Below are 24,783 nucleotides of genomic sequence, written 5' to 3'. Positions count from 1 at the left end.
CCTTATCATTCCATACCAGACCCACCCAACACCGGTCTGGAAGATTCCCCAAGTTCAGGCCGCTTGTAGCCAATTTCCCGGACGCCGCAAACGGCCGAAAGCGCCGTGATTTCAATTTCATTGCAAGACGTTGCTCAACAGCAACGCCACAAAAAAGCCCGTATCAGGACGCCGCCATCCGAAGGATGTCGTTGTAGGTCGCAAACACCATCAGCATCAGCACCAAACCGAGCCCGATTCGGAACCCCATTTCCTGGGTCTGTTCGGACAGAGGCCGGCCGCGGACCACTTCTGCCGCGTAGAACATCAGATGGCCGCCATCGAGAAGCGGAATCGGGAACAGGTTCAGCAGACCGATCGACACGGACAGCACCGCACACAGATTGATCACGAACTGGAACCCGGCGCTGGCCGCCTGCCCCGACATCTTTGCGATTCCCAGCACGCCGCTGACCTCGTTGGGATTGCCGTTTCCGACGAACAACGAGCCCAGGAACTTGAAGGTGCTGGTGATGATGAACCAGACCTGCTCGACGCCGATCTTGAGCGCTTCGCCGACGCCCACGGGGGCGGTCGAAGCCTCACCGGCCTGCGACTTGTGCTCGACACCGAGCACACCGACGCGGTGGCGGTTGCCGAACGGATCTTTGCGCTCGAGCAGCGCCGGGGTCGCGGTCAGCGATACGATGGCGCCGTCGCGCTTGACCTGGAACGCAAGCGTTGAACCCGCACTCATCGCAACGATCCGCTGCATGTCGGCAAAGCTCTCGATCGGCTTGCCGTCGATCTGGACGACGACGTCACCAACCTTGAAGCCGGCGGCAGCCGCAGCGCCGTCGGCGACGACGCCGTCGACGCGCGCAATCGTGCTCGGCTTGCCGTAGTACAGCGCCATGCCGGCGAAGATCAGAGCGCCCAGGATGAAATTGGCGATGGGTCCGGCCGCGACGATGGCGGCGCGCGGGCCGACCTTCTTGTGATGGAAGCTGCCGGCGCGTTCCTCGGCCGTCATGGCCGCGAGCGTTTCGGCCGAGGGGGTCGAGGCCTCGCTCTCGTCACCGAAGAACTTGACGTAGCCGCCAAGCGGAATCGCGGAGATCTTCCAGCGGGTGCCGCGACGGTCGTTGAAACCGACCAGCTCGGGTCCGAAGCCGAGTGAAAAGGTTAAAACGCGAACGCCCGCCCAGCGCGCGACCAGGAAATGGCCGAGCTCGTGGAAGAACACGACGATGGTCAGGACGAACAGGAAGGGTACCGCGTAGCCGAGGAGCCCATGGCTCAACGTATTGAAACTATGGACGAAAAAGTCGATCATCGATTCCCCTCATCCAGCGCCGCAAGGCCCTGGCCCGAACTATCTAGGATGCCTTTAAGGCAATTTGAGGCAATAGGGCGGCAGCTCTATTTCGCGCAACATGGTCAACGGATATTGCGTCGTCAGCCGAGGTCATCGGCGCCTGATTCCCGCTGCGGATCCAGTCGTCCAGCGTCGCCTCGACCAGGCGCGCGATCGCACCAAACCGGATCTTGCCGGCAATGAAGGCGGCGACCGCGACCTCGTTGGCGGCGTTGTAGACGGTGGTCGCCCCCTTCCCGGTCCGGAGCGAATCGTAGGCTAGGCGGAGGCCCGGGAACCGCTCGAAATCCGGCGCCTCGAAGGTCAGCTCGCCGATCTTGGCCAAGTCGAGCTTGGCCGCCGGACCCTTGATGCGGTCGGGCCAGCCCAAGCAATGCGCGATCGGCGTCCTCATGTCGGGCGCACCGAGCTGCGCCACGACGGAGCAATCGGAAAACTCGACCATGCCGTGGATGATCGACTGCGGATGAACGAGCACGTCGATCTCGTCGGGCGCGAGCGCAAACAGATAGGACGCCTCGATCACTTCGAGCCCCTTGTTCATCATCGAGGCGGAATCGATCGTGATCTTCTGGCCCATGCTCCAATTTGGATGCTTCAGGGCCTGCTCGAGCGTGGCCTGCTCGATGTCGACAGGCTTCCAGGTCCGGAACGGGCCGCCCGAGGCGGTGATGATGACGCGCACGAGCTCGTCGCGATTGCCTGAGCTCAACGCCTGGAATAGCGCATTGTGTTCGGAATCGGCCGGCAGGATGCAGGCGCCGGCTTTTGCCGCGCGCTGCATGAAGAAATCGCCGGCGCAGACCAGACATTCCTTGTTGGCGAGCGCAACATGCGCACCGCGATCAACCGCGGCCAGCGCCGGCTTCAGCCCGGCGGCGCCGCTCACGGCCGCCATCACCCAGTCGGCCGGACGCGCACCGGCCTCGATCACCGCGCTTTCGCCGGCGCCGCATTCGGTGCTGGTGCCCGCCAGCGCAGCCTTGAGCTCGCCGAGCTTGGAGGTATCGGCGATCGCGACGTAGCGCGCGGAAAATTCCTTCGCGAGTTTGGCCAGCGCTGCGACATTGCCGTTCGCCGTCAGCGCCTCGACACGGTAGCGCTCGGGCGAGGCGCGAAGCAAATCCATCGTGCTGTCGCCGATCGAGCCGGTGGCGCCGAGAACCGTGATGCTGCGAACGTCGGACGCAGCAAGCCTGTTGTTTCGCAATGGGACTGCGCTCATATCCTCACCAAACCATAAGACCGCTTCCGGCGCTATGCACACCGTGGCGGAGAAAGCCGATAATCCATGCCGCCAAGATGGCGGCGACAAAGCCGTCCAGGCGATCCATAAGTCCGCCATGGCCGGGAATTAAGTGACTGGAATCCTTAACACCGAAGCGCCGCTTCACCGCGGATTCGAACAGATCGCCCAGAGCCGACACCACCGACAGGACAGCGCTGACGAGCAGCAATGGGGCCAGCTTTCCAAGCCCGCAGGCCGCGAAGCCTGCCGCAACCAAGAGGCTTGCGACAAAGCCGCCGAGAGCGCCCGCCCAGGTCTTCTTCGGACTGACGCGCGGCCATAGCTTCGGTCCCCCAATGCTGCGGCCGGCGAAATAGCCGCCGATGTCTGTCGCCCACACCACGAGCAGCACGAATATCAGGGCGGCGAAGCCGTTGACGAGATCCTGCCGCACTAGGATCGAGGCCAGCAGCGCCGCCGATGCATAGGCAAATCCGGTAGCCGCCCAGACGAACTTGCCCCGCGCGATCAGCATCACGATCACGCCGCCTATGAAGCCGGCGATGACAGCGGTCCTGAGCGCGCCGAAGGCAACGCAGAATCCCATGATGGCGATGGCGATGGTCCCCGTCCCCGTCAGCGCGACCGAACCCGCGCCCACCACCATCAGCCATTCAGCGAACAGCCCGATCGATACCAGGGTAACGAGAAGTGCCCACAGCCAGCCGCCGACGTAGGCGAGCGCAATGGCGAGCGGCGCCAGCACGAGCGCGGCGAGGACCCGCAGCACGAGATTGCTCGTGGCAGGCGCGGAGCCCGCCGGTGCGGCGTCGGGTTCGCTCACGAGGCGGTTTTCGCGACCAGGCCGCCGAAACGGCGCTCGCGCCTGGCAAATTCGGCGATCGCGCCTTCCAGCGCCGCCTTGTCGAAATCGGGCCAATGGATCGGCACGAAGACGAGCTCGCTATAGGCGGCCTGCCACATCAGGAAGTTGGACAGGCGCTGCTCGCCGCTGGTGCGGATGATGAGATCGGGATCGGGAATGTCGGGCGCGTCGAGATTCGCGCCAAGCGTCTCGGCGTCGATCGTATCTGGATTCCGCCTGCCCTCTCCGACCTCGCGCGCGAGCTTCTGCGCGGCCTTCGCGATCTCCTGCCGCGAGCCGTAGTTGAAGGCGACGACGAGCGTGAGGCGCGTGTTGTCGCGCGTCAGCTCCTCCGCCTCGTTGAGGAGCGCACAGATGTCGCTCTCGAGCCCTTCGCGCTCGCCGATGATGCGGACCTTGACGCCGTCGCGATGCAGGCTCGCCAGATCGTTGCGGATGAAGCGCCGCAGCAGGCCAAAGAGATCGCCGATTTCGCTCGCCGGGCGCGACCAGTTCTCCGAAGAGAACGAGAAGATGGTGAGATAGCGAATGCCGAGCTCGTGCGAGGCGCGTACCACGCGGCGCAGCGCGTCCACGCCGCGGCGATGCCCTTCCGCACGCGGCAAGCCGCGCGCGGCCGCCCAACGCCCGTTGCCATCCATGATGATGGCGACATGCGCGGGCGCGTCGGACCGGTCAGATCCTTCCGTTGCGGGCGCGGCGGCGTTGGACATGAAGGCGATGCCTTAAACGGTGAGGATTTCTTTTTCCTTGGCGGCCAGCAGCTGGTCGATCTCGGCAATCGTGCCGTCGGTCGCCTTCTGCACCTCGTCGGCGTGACGCTTCTGATCGTCTTCGGACATCTCGTGATTCTTTTCGAGCTTCTTGAGCACGTCGAGACCGTCGCGACGGACATGCCGCGCGGCGACCTTGGCGGCCTCCGCGTATTTGTGCGCGACCTTCACCAGCTCCTTGCGCCGCTCCTCATTGAGCTCGGGAATGCGCAGGCGCAGCACCTGGCCCTCGGTCGCGGGCGACAGGCCGAGATTGGAATCGACGATCGCCTTCTCCACGGCCTTGACCATCGACTTGTCCCAGACCTGCACCGAGATCAGGCGCGGCTCCGGCACGCTGACGGTGGCGAGCTGGTTCAGCGGCATGTGGGTGCCATAGGCATCGACCTGCACCGGATCGAGCATCGAGGCCGAGGCGCGCCCCGTCCGCAGGCCGCCAAGCTCGTGCTTGAGAGACTGCACAGCGCCCTGCATGCGGCGCTTCACTTCGTTGAGGTCGAAACTACCCGTGGCCATCACGTTTCTCCTTCAAATCCCGGCGACCGGTCCGCGCCCTTCTCTCGGGCGCGACGACGAGCGGTCAGCCGGCGACAATGGTTCCGTGGCCGGTGCCACGCAGAATCGCACCGATGGAGCCCGGCTCCGCGATCGAGAATACGATGATAGGCAGCGACGTCTCGCGGGCAAGCGCGAAGGCGGTCGCATCCATCACCTTGTAGCCACCCTCGATGGCCTGGGAGTGCGTCAGACGGTCGAACCGCGTGGCGGTCGGATCCTTCTTCGGATCGGCTGAGTAGACGCCATCGACATTGGTCGCCTTCAGCACTGCCTGGGCGCCGATCTCGGCGGCGCGCAGCACCGCGGTCGTGTCGGTGGTGAAGAACGGATTGCCGGTTCCGCCGCCAAGCAGCACGATCCGGCCCTCGGCGAGGTATTTGTGCGCCGCGGTGCGGGTGAACAGCTCGGAAATCTCTGGCATGACGAAGGCCGACAGCGTGCGCGCCGGCGTGCCCTTGCGCTCGATCGCCGCTTCCAGCGCGAGGCAGTTCATCATGGTCGCAAGCATGCCCATGGTGTCGCCGGTCGGGCGCGACACGCCGCGGGACGACACCTCGACCCCACGCACGATGTTGCCACCACCGATCACGACCGCCACTTCGGCGCCAAGCTTGCGGGCGGCGATCAGATCGTCCGCGACCCGGTCGACGGTCACCTGGTCGATACCAAAACCCTGCTGTCCCGCGAGATATTCGCCGGACAGCTTGATCACGACGCGACGATAGACCGGATCAGTCATGAGCACTTTCCTCGTCCGGGCGCCGCTTCCGGCGGCACGCCGGAAGGAACGTTCCGGCGCTTACTTCTTGCCGCTGGCCGCCGCGACCTCGGCTGCGAAGTCGCTTTCCTGCTTCTCGATTCCCTCACCGAGAGCATAGCGCATAAAGCCCGCGATCTTCACAGGCCCGCCGACCTTGCCTTCGGCCTCCTTCACTGCCTGCGCCACCGACTTGCCGGTATCGTGGATGAAGGCCTGCTCGAGCAGGCAGACTTCCTTGTAGTAGGTCTTGAGGCCGGACTCGACGATCTTCTCGATCACGTTCTCGGGCTTGCCCTGCTGGCGGTATTTGTCGGCGAGCACGTCCTTTTCGCGCTTGACGACCGCCGGATCGAGGCCGGTGGGATCGAGCGCAAGCGGGTTGGCGGCGGCGACATGCATCGCGATCTGGCGGCCGAGGGCGGCGAGCTCGTCGGCCTTGCCAGGCGATTCCAGCGCCACGATCACCCCCATCTTGCCGGCGCCATCGACGACGGCCCCATGGACGTAGCTCGACACCACGCCCTGGCTGACTTCGAGCTGGGCGGCGCGGCGCAGCGTCATGTTCTCGCCGATGGTGGCGATCGCGTCATTGATCGCGGTCTCAATCGTGACGTCGCCGACCTTGGCGGCCTTGATCTTCTCGACATCAGCACCGACGTCGAACGCGACCTGGGCGATCATCTTGACCAGACCCTGGAACTGGCCGTTGCGTGCCACGAAATCGGTCTCGGAGTTGACCTCGACCACGACGCCCTTAGTGCCCTTGGTGAGCGCGCCGATCAGCCCCTCGGCCGCGACGCGGCCCGACTTCTTGGCGGCCTTCGACAGGCCCTTCTTGCGCAACCAGTCCTGCGCCGCTTCCATATTGCCGTCGTTTTCGGTCAGCGCGGCCTTGCAGTCCATCATGCCCGCGCCGGTCGACTCGCGCAGGTCCTTGACCATCGCAGCTGTGATCGTTGCCATCGTTGAAAATCCTTTGTGCCTGCCGGTTCGCCGCGGCGCGGCATCGAGGCGCCCCGCCGCGGTCCATCTCAGGAATTCGCGTCAACTGAAATGGTGGCCGGACCCTATCCGGCCAACCCGTCGCTCTGTTTGACTATTCCGCTTCCGCGGTCAGCGCCTTGGCCTTGGCCACCCAGGCATCCGCGCGGCTCGGCAGACCGACTTCTTCACCGATCCTGTGCGCGGTGTCGTGGTCGAGCTCGGCGAGCTGCCAATAGTGGAAGATGCCGAGATCGTTGAACTTCTTCTCGATCGCACCCGACACGCCCGGGAGTTTCTTGAGGTCGTCGGCGGTGCCGCGGGGCCCCGCAAGGCCCTGGAAGCCGCTGGGGGAAGCGGCCGGCAGTTCTTCGGCGACGACCGGCTGGGCCGAGGCGCCGATATCGATGCCGGAATCGCCCTGAGCGCGCGAGATGCCGTCGATCGCCGCACGCGCAATCAGGTCGCAATAGAGCGAGATCGCGCGGCCGGCGTCGTCATTGCCCGGCACCACATAGGTGATGCCCTTGGGATCCGAATTGGTGTCGACGATCGCCGCAACCGGGATGTTGAGCCGCTGCGCTTCCTGGATCGCGATGTCTTCCTTGTTGGTGTCGATCACGAAGATCAGGTCGGGCAGGCCGCCCATGTCCTTGATGCCGCCGAGCGAGCGGTCGAGCTTGTCGCGCTCGCGCTGCAGCGTCAGGCGCTCCTTCTTCGTGTAGGAATTGGCTTCGCCGCCCGACAGCACGTCGTCGAGGTGACGCAGGCGCTTGATCGAGGCCGAGATCGTCTTCCAGTTGGTCAGCGTGCCGCCGAGCCAGCGCGAATTGACGAAATATTGCGCGCAGCGCTTGGCCGCGTCCGCAACGCCGTCCTGCGCCTGGCGCTTGGTGCCGACGAACAGGATGCGGCCGCCCTTGGCAACCGTGTCGCTGACGGCCTGGAGAGCCTGATGCAGCATCGGCACGGTCTGGGCGAGGTCGACGATGTGGATGTTGTTGCGGGTGCCGAAAATGAACGGAGCCATTTTCGGGTTCCAGCGGTGAGACTGGTGACCAAAGTGCACGCCAGCTTCGAGCAGCTGACGCATGGTGAAATCGGGTAGCGCCATCGTTCTAATTCTCCGGTTGGTTCCTCCGGAAACGTGTGAGCAAAACGGAGCGTTCTCGCCCCGGTTGCCACCGGACGGCCTTGTGAGCCATGTTTCCGTGTGAGATGGCGCGCTATATAGCGCCATTTCGGCCAGAAGCAAGGAAATAAGGCGGCTCCTCCAGGGCGCCCGAAAGCTTCAGTCGCTTCCTGGCGCCCCTTTTCGGATCCCTAGCACTTCGGCTGGCCGGGCGGGCAGGTCTTCGGTGGCGGGCCGGCCGGCCGCGGTGGAGGCGCCGGGCGCGGCGGCGCGGCGGCCATCGGAGGTGGCGCCGGCCGTGCGACTGGGGGTGGCGGCGGCGCAGGCCGTGCGATCGGAGGAGGTGGCGCCGGTCGCGCCATCGCAGGCGGGGGCGGCGCGGGCCGGGCCACGGGCGGCGATGGCGCCGGTCGAGCCACGGCCACCGGCGGAGGCGCGGCCCGCGGCGGCGGAGGTGGCGCGACACGGGGCGGCGGCGGTGGCGTCGGTCTCGCCGCAGCTTGGGGGTGCGGCGGCGCAACGGGCTTGGCCGCCTGCGGCGGCGGCGCCGGTCGATGATCCTGAACCCTGGATGGCTCTCGCGCCGCCACTGGCGCCGCCGGCTTGGCCGTGCTCGGGACCGCCGGCTTACCACCGGCGGCTGCACCGGGCGGCGGCACTGCGCCGGGCTGCGGTCCGGCTGGCCTGCCGCGCACCTCGGCTCCAGGCGGCGTCGTTGCCCCTGGCCTAGACAACCGCGCTGACGGGGTCATCGGACCCGCGGGAGCCGTCGGGTTTGCCGGCGCCGTCGCCGCGTGCGGCGGCGTAGGCGGAGCGTTGCCGACAGGCGCCGTCGCGGTCGAAGCGGGTTTGCCATGGGGCGTGGCAGCGCCAGGCGCCCCTCCTACCCCGGCCGGGGGTGGCGGTCCGCCAGGGGTGCCGGGCGCAGGCAGCGTATTGGCCTGCGGTAGCCTGGCCGGAGCCGGCGCTTGCGGCGTGGCAGCAGGAGCACCTCCGGCGGGGGCTGTCGCGGTCGGACTGGGTGCACCCGGTCTCGCACCAGGAGTGAGATTGGCGGGAGCAGGAGCCGGTGCAGAGATACCCGGTCGCGCGGTCGGCTGGATGGTCGCACTCGGCGGCATCGGCGCCTTGCCCTGCTGGATCAGGGCGGCGCGCTGGATGACGGCCTGCGGCACCGCCGGACCTGCCGGGTTGGCGCGTCCGGCGACGGCTGGTGCCAGATTGCCCAGCGCGGGCGCTGCCCCGGTCGGCGGCGCCGGCGGCCGGTTGATCACGGTGTTGATGACCGTCGTATTATGAATGTTCGCATAGATGATGTTGTTCGGCGGCGGCGCGACATAGGCCGGCGGCCGGACGAACACCGGGATCGGGACGAACACCGGCTGCGGCAGCACGAACAGGCCGACCACGGGCAGCGGCGGCGGCAGCACGACGAAATCGGGCGGCGGCGGCGGCAAATAGTAGACCGGCGGCGGTGGTGGCGGCGCGAAGCCGAAATCGGGGTCGCTGAAATACAGCACGGGGCGGTCGACATAGACCACCTCCTCCGGCGGCGGTGGCGGCACGTCGTAGTCGATCATCGCAAAGCTCGGCGGCGGCTCGGGCGGTGCGGTGAGGATCGCAAGGCGGCGGCGCGCATCGGCCGCATGCGGCCCGCGCGGATAACGGCGCAGATAAGACCAATAGGCCTCCGGCGTGTCGGTCCGATAGGTCCGCCGCCAGGTGATCGCCTCGCGACGCGCCGCGACGATCGCCATGACCCGCTTGGAGAGCGGATCATTCGGAAAGGCGGCGAGGAATTCCTCATAGGCCGCCAGCGTGTCGCGCTCGAGCGCGGCGGCGTAGGCATCCTGCACGCCGAGATCGCGGATCGGCTTGCTCCGGATCGCGGCGACTTGGTCGGGCGCGGCCTCCGGCGGCGGCGCGTCGGGCGCCCGCTCGAAGAAGGAAAACTGGGTGGTGATCTTCTGCTCGTTCCAGGGCACCTGCGCACCCTTGGAGGCCTCGTTGACGCGCAGGCGGACGCGGTCGAATACCTCGGGCAGCGGCAGGCCGCCGGTGCGGATCATTTCGGCTAGCGACTGCGCATAGATGCCGTAGGGCCCCGCCTCCTCCGGCGCTACCGTGCCGGGCGCCGCATTGAAGGCAATCAGCATGTTCGCCTCGGGCTCGACCAGCGCAAGGCCGCTCGCGATCGGCTGGCCGCCCTCGATGAAGGGCTGCGCGCGGGCCGCATCGAGCACGACGATGCTCGCCTTGAGCGGAATGGCGGCGAGCTGGCGGATATAGTCGCTGACGCGCAGGGCCTCGGTCGGAATATCCGTGTCGCGGGTGACGTTGGAATCGACCGGCATGAAATAGTTCTCGCCGGCAAGCTGTACCCCATAGCCTGCGAAATAGATCATCGCGACGGTGCCGGGGCCTGAGGCCTGCGCCTTCTGAATGAAGTCGCGAAGGCTCTTGCGCAACGTGTCGCCGTCGAGATCGCGCGCGCCGACGACGTCGAAGCCCGCGGCCTGCAGCGTCTGCGCGATCAGGCCGGCATCGTTCGCAGTCGTGGCCAGCGGCGACTTGGCATAAGCGCCATTGCCGACCACGAGCGCGATGCGCTTCTCCGGCTGCTGCGCGTTTGCGGGGCCCGCGATGTTAGCGGCCGCAAGCAACAGCATTGGCAGCAAGGCGAAGATAAGAACCCGGTTTGTCCCACGCATGGCTTGTCCGCCGCTGTTGTTGTTGAAGTCCCTACCGTACACTAGGCCCGTGGCAGCCTGAACGGAATTTGAACGGATTGCGGCAGCCGATGGCCCTAGCCAACGTCTGTTCGGCAAGCCACCTCACTCGAAAATATGAAAGCGCACTACTCCGCCAGCCGGAGCTCCGCGACGGTCGTCCTCGCAGCCGCCTCATCAACCGGCGAGAAATCCACCGGGCCCGGATTCTTGTAGGCCGAAGTCATGGCCAGGGTGAGGCCATATCCCAGCAATCCGGTGCTGGCATTCGCGATCACGGCGTTCTTGCGGTCGCTGTTTCGGGCCAGATAGAAATACGTTCGGCCGGATTGGACCGAGATGTCCTGACGCGTCTTCCCAGGAAAACCGGGCTCTGCCGCGAAAAACTGATGCTCGCCGGCCGGCCGATCGGTGTAGAGGTAGGTGCCGGTCTTCAGTCCCTTGAGCACCGCGCCATCCAACGCAAACTCCCAGCCCGCGTCGGCTACGCCACCGAAACCCTTCTCGCGGAACACCACGATGCGCGCCTGCCCCGCTTTCGGCGGTCCAATCTTCTGCATCGCGGTCGCGTAATCCAGCCCGCTCCGCTCTGTTTGGCAGCCACATAGCATAGCCGCCGCAATGAGCAGCAAAACCCCACGCAAAACCATCGAAGCCCCCGCCTACCCAGGCGTGAGGCTAGCGCAAAACAGCTTTTGATTGCAACACAGTCAGCATGGTTGTCCTGTGCCGCTCCACTGCAATTGCTACGGGTCGACCTTGCGGCCGGCCTCTGCCGGAAAGAGGCGCGACCGCCCCCGATGCTTCGCGAGGTGGATTCAGCCCTGGGCAATCAACTCGACGGTCCCCGTATTGAGCCGATAGATGCCGCCGACCACCTTGAGCTTGCCCTGCTCGACCGCTGCGTTGAGAATTGGGGCGGCCGATTTCAGCTTGGCGACGTTGTCGATGACATTCTGACGAATGGCGTTGTCGAGCGCATTCCCACTTTGCTGGGCAACCGCCTTCACCGCCGGCGCGATCGCGGACACGAGCGAGGGGATGTGCCCCGGCAGCGGCTTGTCGTCCTTCAGCGACTTGATCGTCGCGTCGACCGCGCCGCAGCTGTCGTGGCCGAGCACCAGGATCAAGGGCGTGCCGAGCACCGCGACCGCGTACTCCAGGCTGGCAACGGTTTCATCGCCCGCGAAATTTCCGGCGACGCGGCACACGAAGAGGTCTCCGCGTCCGCTGTCGAAGGCATATTCGGGTGCGATGCGCGAATCGGCGCAACTCAGAACGGCCGCATACGGATTTTGACCGCCGACCAATGCCTCGCGCTCATGCGTGAAGTCGTGGCGACGGGAAACGCCCGATACATAGCGCGCATTGCCCTCCATCAACCGCTTGAGTGCGGCATCGGGCGACAGCACGTTCTGCGGCTTGGGCGGCGCCTTTGCCTCCTTGGCCACCGCCGTCCCGCCAAACGCCGCCATCCCGAGCGCCGAGGCGGCAAAAAGCACCATCGAGCGCCGGGAGGGAGCAACCGTTTGATGCAGATTTTCAGAGCATTTTTCGCACATGGCTGTTGTCCTCCCTGAAGACCCGCCGAACACGATTATCCGGCAAACAACTGATAGCTGCGCCAGGCAGATTTCGAAACCGTGCAAGAATGATAGTCAAGATTTGGTTTGCGGCGGTGCCGGCAACGTCAGAGCTGCTGCACGTCGACCACGCCAGCGACCGCCTTGATCGCACCGGCGATCTGCGGCGAGACCTTGAAGCGGCCGGGCAGCTTCATCTCCACCTCGGTCTCCAGGTCGAGCATCATCACCAGCGAGACTTCGCCGTCGCCGTTGGAGCGCGGTGCGGTGCCGGGACTGCCGATCTTTGGCGCGGCACCGTTCGCGGGCGCCATCTCTGGCCCGGCGAGACGCTTGGCGATCGACTCCAGCGGCTTGGTATCGCGCACGAAGATGCGCAGGCCCTTCTGCGTCTTGGCGGCGGCATCATCCAGCGGCTCGGCATGCAGCACGCGGGCGCGGACGTCCTCGCCCTGGAGCTCGGCGCCGAGCTGGAGCAGCACGGCGGCGCCCGGCTCCAGCACGTCGCGATACTGCGCAAGGCCTTCGGAGAACAGCACGGCCTCGAAATGGCCGGTCGGATCGGACAGGCCCATGATGCCCATCTTGTTGCCGGTCTTGGTGCGCCGCTCCATGCGCGAGACCACGGTGGCCGCGACCTTCCCGGCAGTCGCGCCGGTCTTTACCGCGCGCGAGAACTCCGCCCAGCTCTGCACCCGCAGGCGCTTCAGCACGGTGGCGTAATCGTCGAGCGGATGTCCGGACAGGAAGAAGCCGATCGCGTCGTATTCACGCCGCAGCCGCTCGGCCGGCAGCCAGGGCTCGACCTGCGGCAGCATGATGCTGGGCGCATCAGCCGAGCCGCCGAACATGTCGTTCTGGCCAATCGTCGCGGCTTCATGCGCGCGCTGGCAGGCGGCGAGAATCGCGTCCGCGCCGGCGAACACGCGCGCCCGGTTCGGCTCCAGCGTGTCGAAGGCGCCGGCGGCGGCGAGACTCTCGATGATGCGCTTGTTGATCGCGCGCGGCGACACCCGCGCGGCAAAATCGGCGAGCGAGGTGAACAGGCCGTTCTTGGTCCGCTCCGCAATGATCTGATCGATCGCCTGGATGCCGACGCCCTTGAGCGCGGCGAGCGCGTAATAGATCGTCTTCTCGCCGACCTCGAAGGTCGCGCCCGAGCGATTGATGTTCGGCGGCTCGACCTTGATACCGAGGCGCTGCGCCTCGGAGCGGAATTCGGAGAGCTTGTCGGTGTTGTTGAGATCGAGCGTCATCGACGCCGCGATGAACTCCACCGGATAATGCGCCTTCATGTAGGCGGTGTGATAGGACACCAGCGCATAGGCCGCGGCGTGGCTCTTGTTGAAGCCGTAATCGGCGAACTTGGCGAGCAGCTCGAAGATGGTCTCGGCCTGCCCCTTGGGCACGCCGTTCTTCACCGCGCCCGCGACGAAGATCTCGCGCTGCTTCTCCATCTCGGCGCGGATCTTCTTGCCCATGGCGCGGCGCAAGAGGTCGGCGTCTCCGAGCGAATAGCCCGACATCACCTGCGCGATCTGCATCACCTGTTCTTGGTAGATGATGACGCCGAAGGTCTCTTTGAGGATCGGCTCCAGCACGGGATGCAGATATTCCGGCTCCTCGTCGCCGTGCTTGCGCGCGCAATAGGTCGGGATGTTCGCCATCGGACCCGGGCGATAGAGTGCCACCAGCGCGATAATGTCCTCGAAACGGTCGGGGCGCATGTCGATCAGCGCGCGCCGCATGCCCTGGCTTTCAACCTGGAACACACCGACCACGTCGCCGCGCGCCAGCATCTGGTAGCTCTCGGCGTCGTCGATCGGCAGCGTGGCCAGATCGACGTGGATGCCGCGCGGTTTCAAGAGCTTCACCGCGACGTCGAGCACCGTCAGCGTTTTCAGGCCGAGGAAGTCGAATTTGACGAGGCCCGCCGGCTCGACCCACTTCATGTTGAATTGGGTCACCGGCATGTCGGATTTTGGATCGCGGTACAGCGGCACGAGCTCGCTCAAGGGGCGATCGCCGATCACGATGCCGGCCGCATGGGTCGAGGCGTGACGGGTCAGGCCTTCGAGGCGCTGGGCGATATCGAAGGCGCGCGCCACCACCGGGTCTTCGTCGCGGAACGCCTGGAGCTTCGGCTCGCTTTCGATCGCAGCCGCAAGCGTCACCGGGGCGGCCGGATTCTGCGGTACGAGCTTGGTCAGCTTGTCGACCTGCCCGTAGGGCATCTGCAGCACGCGGCCGACATCGCGTAGCACGCCCCGCGCCTGCAGCGTACCGAAGGTGATGATCTGCGCGACCTGGTCGCGGCCGTAGCGCTGCTGCACGTATTGGATCACCTCGCCGCGACGGTCCTGGCAGAAGTCGATGTCGAAGTCCGGCATCGAGACGCGCTCGGGATTGAGGAAGCGCTCGAACAGCAGGCCGAACCTGATCGGATCGAGATCGGTGATGGTCAACGCCCAGGCGACCAGCGAGCCGGCGCCGGAGCCGCGGCCCGGCCCGACCGGAATGCCTTGCGACTTCGCCCATTTGATGAAGTCCGACACGATCAGGAAGTAACCCGCGTATTTCATGCGGATGATGACGTCCAACTCGAAGGCAAGCCGCTTGGCGTATGTCTCCTCCGTCGTGCCCTGCGACAGTCCGTGGACACGCAGGCGGTTGGCTAGCCCCTCCTCCGCCTGGCGCTTCAATTCGGCGGCCTCGACTGCGGCGGCATCCGAGCTCGATGCGGCGCCGACGGTGAAGAACGGCAGGATCGGCTTGCGTGTCATCGGGCGGAACGAGCAGCGCTCGGCGATCTCCACCGTCGAGGCCAGCGCCTCCGGAATGTCGGCGAACAGCACCGCCATTTCCGCGCGGGTCTTGAAGCGGTGATCGGGCGTGAGCTGCTCGCGGTCGGTCTCGGCGATCAGGCGCCCACCGGCGATGCACAGCAGCGCGTCATGCGCTTCGTAATCGTCGGTCGCGGCGAAATACGGCTCGTTGGTCGCGACCAGCGGCAGGCCCTTGGCATAGGCAATGTCGATCAGGCCGCTCTCGACGCGCCGCTCCTTGTCGGTGTTGTGGCGCTGCAATTCGACATAGAGGCGGTTGCCGAACAGGCTGGCGAGACGCTCGCAGCGCGACGCCGCGATTTCGGCCTGCCCGGTGGCGAGCGCCAGCGAGACAGGTCCATCCGGACCGCCCGTGAGCGCGATCAGCCCCTCGGTCTCACCTTGGAGCCAGTCGAACTTGATGTGGGGGGCGTGGGTGTCGGGCGTCTCCAGGAATGCCCGCGAGTTCAGCCGCATCAGGCTGCGATAACCGCGCTCCTGCGCCGCCAGCAGCACCACGCGCGACGGCCCCAGCGCGTTGCGCGCATTCGGATCCTGGTCGCCGAAATCGACCGCCAGCTCACAGCCGACGATCGGCTGAATGCCGGAACCCGCCATCTTGTCGGAGAACTCCAGCGCACCGAACATGTTGTCGGTATCGGTCAGCGCCAGGGCCGGCTGGTGGTCTCTCTTGGCGAGCTCGGCGAGCTTGGCGATCTTGATCGAGCCCTTGAGCAGCGAATAGGCCGAGTGAACGTGAAGGTGGACAAATCCGGCGCTCGGCATGGTCGCGTGACGGCCTCTTGCAGGGGGAATGGAGCGGTCGCCGGCTCCTCAAGGCATCATGCACTCGCCCGGCCGACTCGCCTCCTAATGGTGCGGTGTGGCGCCGCGAGAGTCCACGGCGGAGCGGCCAATCCGCCGCGTCGTCCCGCTTTTCCCCAACCGCGTCCTCTAGAGCTGGGGAATTACCTGGGCCCAGATCGCGATCATCCCGACGAACAGTGTGATCGAGGCCAGTGCGGCGGCTTCTTCCACGAAAACCCTGAACATGTCTCGCTCCTTTTGCTAGAACGTAGGAAGAACATTGTTCTCATTTCGTTCTCTGGAGTCAAGCCAGCTCAACCATTCCGAAAGGGAATGGTTAACTCGTTGAATTCGAAAACAAAAAAGCCCCGGCGCGAGGCCGGGGCTTTTCGACGATCGCTTCCTGAAGGAAGCGGTTCGTCTTAGTAGCGGGCAACCATCGGGCCGCCGAACTTGTAGTTCAGGCGGACGAGGCCCATGTCGACGTCCTGACGGATGCGCTCGGTGCCAGCGAAGCCAGCGAACGTCACGTCCTTGTCGGCCAGGAAGATGTGGTTGTACTCGACGCCAACCGACCAGTTCGGGGCGAAGCCGAACTCGAGGCCGGCACCGACCGTACCACCCCAGCGGGTGTCGCTGGACGAGGCGAGCAAGGGACCGCCGAGGCCATAGATCTCGTACTTGTCGCCGACCACAGCCGCACCGCCCTTGACGTAGAGCAGCACGTTGTTCCAGGCGTAGCCGACCTGGCCGGTGATCAGACCGAACGAATCGATCTTGGTGCGGTTGCGGGTGGCGAACAGCGCGCTGACGTTGTCGCCCGTGAAGTCAGCCCAGTTGCCCTGGCCTTCCACGCCGAACACGAACTGGCCGGACTGCCAGCGATAGCCGATCTGGCCACCGACCGTGCCGCCGGTCGCATCGTGCGAGCCTTCGCGGCCGACACCAACGAAATCCCAGGTGGTGCGAGCCGAACCGCCACCGCCGTTGATGCCGATGTAGAAGCCGCTCCAGTCGTAAACTGCGGCGATCGCCGCCGGCGGAGCCTTGGTGTAAGGCCGCGCCGCCAGGTCAGCAGCCACCGCCGGCGCAGCCGCGCTGAGCGCAATCAGGCTGACAGCGGCAAGCAACAAATTCTTCTTCATTTGATTCCCGTTCCAGTTTCTTCAGTAGGCCCCCGGGCCGTGCCGTCGTCATATCAGCGATCGACAGAATTGCTGTAACCGCGACGCAACAGTTAGAGCCAAAGGGCCGCGCTTCATTAATGAACATTTAGCAGAGCGCACTGGAAACCCTTTGAAACTAGTGTTTTCAGGAGTTCCAATGTCGACTACACGACCTAACCTGCACGCGCGCGTAACAACGTCGCGGGCACATTCGCGTGATTGGAGAATTCAGATGCGAGTCCAAGCTTCTCTCCCCATTGTCGCCACATTTTCGCTCGGGCTTGCCACATTTGCGCTCGGGCTCAGCGCGAGCTCGCCGGCGCGCGCCTTCGGCACGCACCATCCATTCTGCCTCACCGGCGATGAATGGCCGGGGCTGAGCAATTGCAGGTTCGATACCTATGCGCAGTGTCAGGCGAGCGCATCGGGCCGCGCGCTGACCTGCATCGCCAATCCGTTCTTCGCAGGCCAGAGCGATGATCCCTACGCGTATCAAAATCGTCCGCGCGCGCAGACGCCGGGCTATGCCTTGCCGCGCTGAAATACGCGGCGCGTGGACCACGCTCGTCGCAATCGGCTTGCTCCTTACGAGCACTCTTGCGCACGCGCAGATCTATGATCCGCGCTATCCGGTCTGCATGCAGATCTACGGCCCCGTCGGCTATTTCGACTGTCGCTACGGTTCGCTCGAGCAGTGCAGATATCTCGCCGTCGGACGTTCGGCGAGCTGCGTCGTGAATCCCTATTTCCCGGCAAGCAAACCGACGTCCCCTCGCCGATCGAGCCGCGCCGCCGCTGGCGCCGGATAATCCCAGCGATCGTATGGCCTGGCGTCTCTCAGCTTTGCCAGGACGTGTTGCGGATGCGCGTACACGCATTTGGCTTGCGGAACGTCGGATCGTGATCTTCGATGTAGTCGAAATTGACCGTTCCGAACGTCGTCTGCGGCTTCTTCAGGGCCGAGCAGGTCTGCACCTTCAGGAACTCGTTCTTGAAGTCACCGCGCGGAAACGCAGTGATCACCTCTTCGCGTTGATCCGGTGTGTAGTCGTCAAATCCAACGCCGACGACGTCCACCAGAACGCCAGCGTTGGTGAGAGCAATTTCCGGCCTCATATATTGCGGAATGCCGGGAGTGGTGTGCAGCGCGATCGCTTCCCACACCAGATCGGCCTGCGGCTCGGCAATGCCGCGCGCTCGAAGAAAGTCGCGTGCCGCGTCTGCGCCATCGACCTCAAACCGCTTGGTCTCGGTGTGGTAATGATCGACCAGGCCGAGGTCGTGGAACAGCGCCGCGACATAGAGCAGCTCGGAATCGAATTTGAGCTTTTGTCGCAGTCCTTTGATCGCGCCGAATACGTAGACGCGAACCGAATGGTTGAACAACATCTCGTCTTCGTACTGGCGCACCAGTTCAGCGGCTTCGCGCGCCAGCTTGCTGTCGGGAATTTTCACGCCGGAAATCACGCTCGTCATTTTCAGGCTCTGCTTTGCATTTCGGCTGACGCCGTTCGGCCTGTCAGGCTGTTTTCTCCACGGCCGCCTGCGGCGAATTCCGGAAGCTGATCGACATTCGATTGTATGCATTCATCAGGCTGATTGCGATCGTGAGATCGACCAGCTCGCGCTCGCTGAAGACCGTGCGGGCGGCTTGATACGCCTCATCCGGAACGTTGGTCTGAGCGACGCAGGTCACCGTCTCGGCCCATGCGAGAGCCGCGCGCTCGCGTTCGTCGAAGAGATTGCCAGCCTCGGCCCACGCCTGCACCAGCGCGAGCTTTTCGATCTTTACGCCGCTCTTGAGCAGGTCGCAGGTGTGCATGTCCAGGCCGGAGACGGCGATGTCGCCATTCGCTATGCGACCAGCCGAGCACGGCCAACAGACGGAATGGTCGATGATCTCTTCATCGATACGTTCTGGCCGGTTTGCAGTCCGCATTTGCTTGCAGCGGAGCGCCTGAAGAGACCAATCGATCCTGCAAATCACGTTCTGATTCACTCCTATTGGTCGCCCGCCGATCGTGAGCCACCGACATGGCAGAGATGGCTTGCTGCGGCTCAGCGCAGGTGGCGCGAGGTGCCCCAATTCAAGGACATGCAGCATTTGAGCTTCCGGGAGGAACTGTACGCCATCGAGGCGGTGATCGCCGGACACGGTGTCGGGATTTCAGTGATGTGCCCGTGGCACACGAGCTCGCAGCTGGCACGCTCGTGAAGGCGTTCAAGTTGAGCTTGCCTGGCTACGGCTTCCATGTGGTCAGTAAGCCAAGCCATCCGCGAGCACGACCATCCGGGCTTTTTCGCAGTGGTTGCGGTCAAGCCCTTGATCCGCTTCTCAGTACCCTCGAAGGGTCCTCTTCCTGATCAAGCGTTGCAATCCGAACCGCAGCGTCTCCGCTTGCCTTTCGAAAGCAGACGCGCTGGCCTCGATGTCTTGGTGCCCTACACCGGCGTATAGATCACGAGCTTCAGCGCGGGATCGTCGTTGGCCTGAAAACTCGTGTGCTCGAACCGGAGCACGCCCTTGGTCGGATGGTTCATGGTCTTCAGGCCCGAGGCGGTGCTGCGGATCTCGTGCGCCTCCCACCAATTGACGAATTCCGGACTGCCCTGACGCAGCCGCGTGAGCAGCTCGGTGAAGGCGGGATCGCCCGCCCAGACGTCGTGAGTGGCGCGAAACATCGCGACCATGCTCTTGGCCACGTCGGTCCAGCTCGCGCCGTAGAATTTTCGCGTCTGCTTGTTCGTCAACACCAGGAGCAACGTATTGCGATCCTGCTCCGGCAGCTGGCCGAAGCCAAAGATCTCCTCGGCCGCCGCGTTCCAGGCCAGCACGTCCCAGCGCCGCCCAGTGACATAGGCGGGCTGCGTCAAGCTGTCGATCATCCGCCGGATCGGCGGCGGCACGATCTCGGGCACGAAGGCCGCCCTCGCGCCGTCGCGCGCCAGCGCCTTCAGATGCGCATGCTCGGTCTTGCTGAGACGCAGCGCGCGGGCGAGCGCATCGACGGTGGTGATCGAGGGGCTGACGGTGCGACCCTGTTCGAGGCGGATGTACCAGTCGACACCGATGCCGGCAAGCTGCGCGACCTCCTCACGCCGCAGCCCCGCCGTGCGCCGCCGGCGGCCCGCCGGAAGACCTACTGCCTTCGGTGACAGCTTTTCGCGGCGTGACCTGAGGAAGTCGCCGAATTCGACGCGGCGTGGGTCGGCCATGATGTCGTTCCCGCGATGGAGGGTCGTTGCAATACTAGGATAATACCAGGCCTTCTTGTCCCCTCCAAGGCAGCGCATATGCGCTTCACCCGACCTTGAGAGGTGAACATCGTGAAAGCTGCCGTACTCAAATCCTTCGGCTCGCCACTGGTGATCGAGAATGCCCCCGAACCGGTGCTCGGCACCGGCGAGGTCATCGTCGATGTCGTTGCCACGCGCGTGCTGTCCTACATGAACGAGGTCTTCGACGGGACACGCAATTATGCGCTCGACCTGCCGGTTATCCCCGGTCCCGGCGGCATCGGCCGGGTGCGCGCGATCGGCCCGGACGCAACCAGGCTTGCGATCGGCGACTGGGTGTTCTGCGATCCGACGGTGCGTTCGCGCGACGATGCCGTTGCGCCCGACATTGCCCTGCAAGGGCTCACGGCCGCCGGCCCTGGCGGCATGCGCCTGCAAAAGCATTTTCGCCACGGCTCGTTTGCCGAGCAGATGCGGGTCCCGACCGAGAACGTCACACGTCTCGGCGCGATCACACCGGAGGCAGCGGCGCAATGGTGCGCCCTTGGGACACTGCTCGTGCCCTATGGCGGCTTCCTTGCCGCGAACCTGCGACCAGGCGAAACTGTGCTGGTGAGCGGGGCCACCGGCAATTTCGGCAGCGCGGCCGTCTCGGTCGCGCTGGCAATGGGCGCGGTCTGCGTGATCGCGCCCGGCCGCAACGAAACAATCCTGGCCGACCTCGTCCGCCGCTTCGGCAGCCGCGTGAAGCCGGTCAAGCTCACTGGCGTTGAGGACGACGACCGCGAGAGCATGAAGCACGCGGCATCAGGTCCGATCGACTGCGTGCTCGACATCATGCCGCCCTCGGTCAGCACCAATGTGGTGCGCGCGGCGGTCATGACGGTGCGCCCGTATGGCCGCGTCGTGCTGATGGGCGGCGTCGGGATGGCGGGCGGTGCAGGGCTCGAGCTGCCCTACCCCTGGATCATGCGCAACTGCATCAGCATCCACGGCGTCTGGATGTACCCGCCGGACGCAGCAACCCGCCTGATCGCGCTGGTGCGTGCCGGGCTGCTCAGGCTCGACGAATACGAGGTGACGGCGTTCGATCTCGACCACGCCAACGGGGCCGTGGAACACGCCGCCGCCAATGGCAGGCCGTTCAAACTGACGGCGATCCGGCCTTGATACCCAGAGGGCGCGGGGGAGCGCCGTCGCCAATTTTTTTCGCAAGTCCGGCCAAGCACTTGGCTACTGTGCATGGGGTTGTTTTCGCATTTTAATCGAGCTCGACCACCTGGCCGTTCGACAGCGAGACGCGCCGGTCCATGCGCCCGGCGAGCTCCATGTTGTGAGTCGCGATCAGCATCGACACCTGCGTCGCCTTGACCAGCTGCATCAGGGCCTGGAACACGTGCTCGGCGGTGCCGGGGTCGAGATTGCCGGTCGGCTCGTCCGCAAACAGCACGCGCGGCGCGTTGGCAACCGCACGTGCGATCGCGACGCGCTGCTGCTCACCGCCCGACAATTCCGCCGGACGATGGGTGATGCGGTCGCCGAGGCCGAGATAGCCCAGGATCTCCTTGGCGCGCTTGACGCTCTCGGATTTCTTCAGGCCGCGGATCATCTGTGGCAGCATGACATTCTCAAGCGCCGAGAACTCCGGCAGCAGCCGGTGCGACTGGTAGACGAAGCCGATATCGGTGCGGCGCAACTGGGTGCGCTCGATGTCGGGCAGCTGCGAGGTCGGCGCGCCCGAGACATAGACCTCGCCGGAATCCGGTGCCTCGAGCAGCCCCGCAATGTGCAGCAGCGTCGACTTGCCGGACCCCGACGGCGCCACCAACGCGACTGACTGCCCGCGCCACAACGCCAGCTTGGCGCCGTCGAGGATCGTCAGCGGCATCTCGCCCTGCACGTACTGCCGCTTTATCTCGTGGAGATAAATGACTGGTACATCTTCCGCCCCCTGCTGCTCCATCAGCCCCTCACTCGTACCGGAGCGCTTCGACCGGATCGAGGCGCGCGGCGCGCCACGACGGGTACAGCGTCGCCAGGAACGACAGCGTCAGCGCCATGACGACGACCGCCGTGGTTTCGCCGACGTCGATCTCGGCGGGCAGCTTCGACAGGAAATAGAGTTCAGGCGAGAATAGCTCGGTGCTGGTGAGCCAGGACAGGAATTGCCTGATGGACTCGATGTTGAGGCAGATCACGAGACCGACGAAGAAACCGACCAGCGTGCCGACCACGCCGATCGAGGCGCCCGTGATCAGGAAGATCCGCATGATCGAGCCCTGCGAGGCACCCATGGTGCGCAGGATCGCGATGTCGCTGCCCTTGTCCTTCACCAGCATGATCAGGCCGGAGACGATGTTGAGAGCGGCAACCAGCACGATCATGGTCAGGATCAGGAACATCACGTTGCGCTCGACCTGGAGCGCGTTGAAGAAGGTCGAGTTGCGCTGGCGCCAGTCGACCAGGAACACCGGGCGGCCCGCAGCCTCCGTCACCGCCTTGCGGAAGGCGTCGATCTTGTCGGGGTTGGTGGTGAACACCTCGATCGAGGTGACGTCGTTGCTGCGGTTGAAATAGGCCTGCGCCTCGGCCAGCGGCATGAACACGAAGCCGAGATCGTATTCGGACATGCCGATCTCGAACACGGCGACGATCTTGTAAGGCTTGATGCGCGGCGTTGTGCCCATCGGGGTGACCGCGCCCTTCGGCGCCACCAGCGTCACGCTGTCGCCGGCATGCAGCGACAGCTGGTCGGCGAGCCGGCGGCCGATCGCGACGCCCTGCCCTTCGTCAAAGCCCTCGAGCGAGCCCTGCTTGATGTTCTTGGCAATCGAGGTGAGGTTGTTGAGGTCGTCGGAGCGGATGCCGCGCACCAGGACGCCCGAAGCGTTCCATGGCGATGACGCCAACGCCTGGCCATCCACCACGGGCGCAGCGAGCCGGATGCCCTCGACCTGGCTGAGGCGGTCGGCGACGTCCTTCCAGTCGGTCAGCGGCGATTCCAGCGGCTGGACCAGGATATGGCCGTTGAGCCCTAGGATCTTGTCGAGCAGCTCCTTGCGGAAGCCGTTCATGACGGCCATGACGATGATCAGCGTCGCCACGCCCAACATGATGCCGAGAAAGGAGAACCCGGCGATGACCGAGATGAATCCCTCCTTGCGGCGCGCTCGCAAATAGCGCCCCGACAGCATCCACTCGAATGGCGCAAAAGGCGCGGTCTGCACGGTTTCGGTCATGGTCTCGTCCATCGCTCGATAATCCCATGATTCGGGGTCAATTGTGGCCGGATTGGCGGCCGCGATATCGCGCGATGAACAATATTCAGCCGACCAGGCGGGCGACCGCGTCCGCAGGCGACATGGTCTCGCGTGCGCCGTCGGCTCGCCGCTTGATCTCGACCTTGCCGTCAGCAAGCCCCTTCGGTCCGATCATGATCTGCCAGGGGATGCCGATCAGGTCGGCGGCGGCGAATTTAGCGCCGGCGCGCTGGTCGGTATCGTCATAGAGGACATCCACGCCCTTGGCGGTGAGCTCCTCATAGAGCTTCTCGCAGGCCGCATCGACCGCGGCATCGCCTTGCTTGAGGTTGAGCACCACGGCGCGGAACGGGGCCACGGCTTCCGGCCATTTGATGCCGGCATCGTCATGACAGGCCTCGATGATGGCACCAAGCAGGCGTGAGACGCCGACACCGTAGGAGCCGCCATGGATCGGCACGTCGACACCGTCGGGGCCCGCCACCAGCGCCTTCATCGGCTCGGAATATTTGGTACCGAAGTAGAAGATCTGGCCGACCTCGATGCCACGGGTGTTCACTCGTTTGTCCGCAGGCACCTCCCGCTCGAACCGCGCGGAATCGTGAACGTCCTCGGTAGCAGCATACAGCGAGGTCCACTGCTTGATGATCGGCGTCAGATCGTCCTCATAATTGACGTCCTCGCCCGGCACCGGCAGGTCCAGCACGTCGCGATTGATGAAGACGCCGGATTCGCCGGTCTCCGCGAGCACTATGAACTCGTGGCTGAGATCGCCGCCGATCGGACCGGTCTCGGCGCGCATTGGGATCGCCTTCAGCCCCATCCGTGCGAAAGTCCGCAAATAGGCGACGAACATCTTGTTGTAGGCGACCCGCGCCGCCGCCTCGTTGAGGTCGAAGGAGTAAGCGTCCTTCATCAGGAATTCGCGGCCGCGCATCACACCGAACCGCGGACGCTGCTCGTCGCGGAATTTCCATTGAATATGATAGAGATTGAGCGGCAGGTTCTTGTACGACTTCACATAGGCGCGGAAGATCTCGGTGATCATTTCCTCGTTGGTCGGTCCGTACAGCAGCTCGCGCTTGTGGCGGTCGGCGATGCGCAGCATCTCCGGACCATAGGCATCGTAGCGGCCGCTCTCGCGCCAGAGGTCGGCGAGCTGGAGCGTCGGCATCAGCACCTCGATCGCGCCCGAGCGGTCCTGCTCCTCGCGCACGATCCGCTCGATCTTCTTGAGCACGCGGAAGCCAAGCGGCAGCCAGGCATAGATGCCGGCGGCCTCCTGCCGGATCATTCCGGCGCGCAGCATCAGCCGATGCGAGACGATCTCGGCCTCTTTCGGATTTTCCTTCAGAATGGGCAGAAAGAATCGCGACAACCGCATGGCAACACTCTAGGAATCAGTGACGGGTTGCAGTGAAACCGGATTGGGAGCGAAAACACAAGACCGCGAGTGAGGAAAAGCCGCTAACGCGGCGGAATTCCTGTCATTTTCCGTTGA

Annotated in this window: 22 protein-coding genes; 3 read left to right on the top strand and 19 right to left on the bottom strand. The window is 64.9% G+C overall.

Going from position 1 to position 24,783, the window contains the following annotated elements:
• Positions 1–163: 163 nt before the first annotated feature.
• The 13 genes from rseP to IVA92_RS32375 form a co-directional block, all read right to left on the bottom strand.
• Entirely contained in the window at positions 164–1,315 is a 1,152-nt protein-coding gene (rseP, locus tag IVA92_RS32435) for an RIP metalloprotease RseP (RefSeq protein WP_247275937.1), read from the bottom strand.
• A 43-nt stretch (positions 1,316–1,358) separates the two neighbouring features.
• Positions 1,359–2,582: a 1-deoxy-D-xylulose-5-phosphate reductoisomerase gene (gene dxr / locus IVA92_RS32430; protein WP_247275936.1), complete on the bottom strand. Its 1,224-nt coding sequence runs from the start codon at positions 2,580–2,582 to the stop codon at positions 1,359–1,361.
• A gap of 4 nt (positions 2,583–2,586) precedes the next feature.
• Positions 2,587–3,429, bottom strand: a complete 843-nt coding sequence (locus tag IVA92_RS32425) for a phosphatidate cytidylyltransferase (protein WP_247275935.1) — start codon at positions 3,427–3,429, stop codon at positions 2,587–2,589.
• On the bottom strand, positions 3,426–4,184 hold the full coding sequence (locus IVA92_RS32420) for an isoprenyl transferase (protein ID WP_247275934.1): 759 nt from the start codon (positions 4,182–4,184) through the stop codon (positions 3,426–3,428). The genes IVA92_RS32425 and IVA92_RS32420 overlap by 4 nt, the downstream gene beginning before the upstream one ends.
• Positions 4,185–4,196: 12 nt before the next feature.
• Entirely contained in the window at positions 4,197–4,760 is a 564-nt protein-coding gene (gene frr / locus IVA92_RS32415) for a ribosome recycling factor (RefSeq protein WP_247275933.1), read from the bottom strand.
• A 64-nt stretch (positions 4,761–4,824) separates the two neighbouring features.
• Positions 4,825–5,541: a UMP kinase gene (gene pyrH / locus IVA92_RS32410; RefSeq protein ID WP_247275932.1), complete on the bottom strand. Its 717-nt coding sequence runs from the start codon at positions 5,539–5,541 to the stop codon at positions 4,825–4,827.
• A 60-nt stretch (positions 5,542–5,601) separates the two neighbouring features.
• The gene (tsf, locus tag IVA92_RS32405; RefSeq protein WP_247275931.1) at positions 5,602–6,525 is read right to left on the bottom strand and encodes a translation elongation factor Ts; all 924 of its coding nucleotides are present in this window, start codon (positions 6,523–6,525) and stop codon (positions 5,602–5,604) included.
• 133 nt (positions 6,526–6,658) lie between these two features.
• Positions 6,659–7,657 (bottom strand): 30S ribosomal protein S2, encoded by a 999-nt coding sequence (locus IVA92_RS32400; protein ID WP_247275930.1) that lies wholly within the window; start codon positions 7,655–7,657, stop codon positions 6,659–6,661.
• Between the two features lie 209 nt (positions 7,658–7,866).
• Positions 7,867–10,386 (bottom strand): caspase domain-containing protein, encoded by a 2,520-nt coding sequence (locus IVA92_RS32395; protein WP_247275929.1) that lies wholly within the window; start codon positions 10,384–10,386, stop codon positions 7,867–7,869.
• Between the two features lie 146 nt (positions 10,387–10,532).
• Positions 10,533–10,964 carry a DUF2846 domain-containing protein gene (locus tag IVA92_RS32390; RefSeq protein WP_247275928.1) on the bottom strand — a complete coding sequence of 144 codons (432 nt, stop codon included), beginning with the start codon at positions 10,962–10,964 and terminating at the stop codon, positions 10,533–10,535.
• Positions 10,965–11,222: 258 nt separating this feature from the next.
• Positions 11,223–11,966: a carbonic anhydrase gene (locus tag IVA92_RS32385; protein ID WP_247276043.1), complete on the bottom strand. Its 744-nt coding sequence runs from the start codon at positions 11,964–11,966 to the stop codon at positions 11,223–11,225.
• A 128-nt stretch (positions 11,967–12,094) separates the two neighbouring features.
• Complete coding sequence (gene dnaE / locus IVA92_RS32380) at positions 12,095–15,598, bottom strand: DNA polymerase III subunit alpha (protein WP_247275927.1); 3,504 nt, start codon at positions 15,596–15,598, stop codon at positions 12,095–12,097.
• 443 nt (positions 15,599–16,041) lie between these two features.
• On the bottom strand, positions 16,042–16,764 hold the full coding sequence (locus IVA92_RS32375) for an outer membrane beta-barrel protein (RefSeq protein WP_247275926.1): 723 nt from the start codon (positions 16,762–16,764) through the stop codon (positions 16,042–16,044).
• Positions 16,765–17,017: 253 nt separating this feature from the next.
• Between IVA92_RS32375 and IVA92_RS32370 the strand changes: the two genes are divergently transcribed.
• Together IVA92_RS32370 and IVA92_RS32365 are read left to right on the top strand one after the other, a co-directional pair.
• Complete coding sequence (locus IVA92_RS32370; RefSeq protein WP_247275925.1) at positions 17,018–17,326, top strand: DUF3551 domain-containing protein; 309 nt, start codon at positions 17,018–17,020, stop codon at positions 17,324–17,326.
• Complete coding sequence (locus IVA92_RS32365) at positions 17,310–17,594, top strand: DUF3551 domain-containing protein (RefSeq protein ID WP_247275924.1); 285 nt, start codon at positions 17,310–17,312, stop codon at positions 17,592–17,594. Before IVA92_RS32370 ends, IVA92_RS32365 begins: the two co-directional genes overlap by 17 nt.
• Before the next feature lie 28 nt (positions 17,595–17,622).
• Here the strand turns inward: IVA92_RS32365 and IVA92_RS32360 are convergent, their stop codons facing one another.
• The 3 genes from IVA92_RS32360 to IVA92_RS32350 all read right to left on the bottom strand — a co-directional run bounded on the left by IVA92_RS32360 (position 17,623) and on the right by IVA92_RS32350 (position 20,001).
• Positions 17,623–18,261 (bottom strand): HD domain-containing protein, encoded by a 639-nt coding sequence (locus IVA92_RS32360; RefSeq protein WP_247275923.1) that lies wholly within the window; start codon positions 18,259–18,261, stop codon positions 17,623–17,625.
• A gap of 43 nt (positions 18,262–18,304) precedes the next feature.
• Entirely contained in the window at positions 18,305–18,784 is a 480-nt protein-coding gene (locus tag IVA92_RS32355) for a carboxymuconolactone decarboxylase family protein (protein ID WP_247275922.1), read from the bottom strand.
• A 443-nt stretch (positions 18,785–19,227) separates the two neighbouring features.
• Positions 19,228–20,001, bottom strand: a complete 774-nt coding sequence (locus tag IVA92_RS32350; RefSeq protein ID WP_247275921.1) for a helix-turn-helix transcriptional regulator — start codon at positions 19,999–20,001, stop codon at positions 19,228–19,230.
• Between the two features lie 111 nt (positions 20,002–20,112).
• Between IVA92_RS32350 and IVA92_RS32345 the strand changes: the two genes are divergently transcribed.
• Positions 20,113–21,192: a zinc-binding alcohol dehydrogenase family protein gene (locus tag IVA92_RS32345; RefSeq protein ID WP_247275920.1), complete on the top strand. Its 1,080-nt coding sequence runs from the start codon at positions 20,113–20,115 to the stop codon at positions 21,190–21,192.
• A gap of 91 nt (positions 21,193–21,283) precedes the next feature.
• On the opposite strand, the gene IVA92_RS32340 is transcribed toward IVA92_RS32345, so the two are convergent.
• The 3 genes from IVA92_RS32340 to proS all read right to left on the bottom strand — a co-directional run bounded on the left by IVA92_RS32340 (position 21,284) and on the right by proS (position 24,666).
• Positions 21,284–21,985, bottom strand: a complete 702-nt coding sequence (locus tag IVA92_RS32340; RefSeq protein ID WP_247275919.1) for an ABC transporter ATP-binding protein — start codon at positions 21,983–21,985, stop codon at positions 21,284–21,286.
• A 7-nt stretch (positions 21,986–21,992) separates the two neighbouring features.
• Positions 21,993–23,273, bottom strand: a complete 1,281-nt coding sequence (locus IVA92_RS32335) for a lipoprotein-releasing ABC transporter permease subunit (RefSeq protein ID WP_247275918.1) — start codon at positions 23,271–23,273, stop codon at positions 21,993–21,995.
• Between the two features lie 73 nt (positions 23,274–23,346).
• Complete coding sequence (gene proS / locus IVA92_RS32330; protein WP_247275917.1) at positions 23,347–24,666, bottom strand: proline--tRNA ligase; 1,320 nt, start codon at positions 24,664–24,666, stop codon at positions 23,347–23,349.
• Between the last annotated feature and the right edge of the window lie 117 nt (positions 24,667–24,783).

The sequence above is a fragment of the Bradyrhizobium sp. 154 genome (assembly GCF_023073875.1).
GTDB lineage: Bacteria > Pseudomonadota > Alphaproteobacteria > Rhizobiales > Xanthobacteraceae > Bradyrhizobium.
This window is presented reverse-complemented; position numbering and strand designations above follow the sequence as displayed.